3 tRNA genes are annotated in these 371 nt (G+C 49.6%); all 3 read left to right on the top strand.

What is annotated here, in order from left to right:
- The first annotated feature begins 80 nt into the window (after window positions 1–80).
- The 3 genes from AJN70_RS06515 (at window position 81) to AJN70_RS06505 (ending at window position 366) form a co-directional block, all read left to right on the top strand.
- Window positions 81–156 (top strand) — tRNA-Arg (locus tag AJN70_RS06515).
- A gap of 6 nt (window positions 157–162) precedes the next feature.
- A tRNA-Val gene (locus tag AJN70_RS06510) sits at window positions 163–238 on the top strand.
- Window positions 239–289: 51 nt separating this feature from the next.
- Window positions 290–366 (top strand) — tRNA-Asp (locus AJN70_RS06505).
- Window positions 367–371 lie beyond the last annotated feature (5 nt).

The following is a 371-nucleotide window of genomic DNA, read 5'->3' as shown; positions in this document are numbered from 1 at the left end:
CCGGTAGAGCATCTCCCTTTTAAGGAGGGGGCCGTTGGTTCGAATCCAACACGGGACACCATTTTTATTGTTAGGGTTATGACCCTTTCGTCTAGTGGCCCAGGACAACACTCTCTCTGTGTGGAAACAGAGGTTCAAATCCTCTAGGGGTCGCCAATCATAGGTCGCTTAGCTCAGTTGGTAGAGCGCCACCCTTACAAGGTGGATGTCATAAGTTCGAGTCTTATAGTGACCACCATTTTATAAAATCATAAATAGGTTTTATAATCTCTACTTCTTTACTTTGGATGCAGCGGTAGTTCAGCTGGTTAGAATGCCGCCCTGTCACGGCGGAGGTCGCGGGTTCGAGCCCCGTCCGCTGCGCCATCTTG

Source organism: Campylobacter sp. BCW_4341, assembly GCF_001764255.1.
GTDB lineage: Bacteria > Campylobacterota > Campylobacteria > Campylobacterales > Campylobacteraceae > Campylobacter_D > Campylobacter_D jejuni.
Note: the sequence above shows the minus strand (reverse complement) of the source record. Positions and strands in the feature narration are given on the sequence as shown.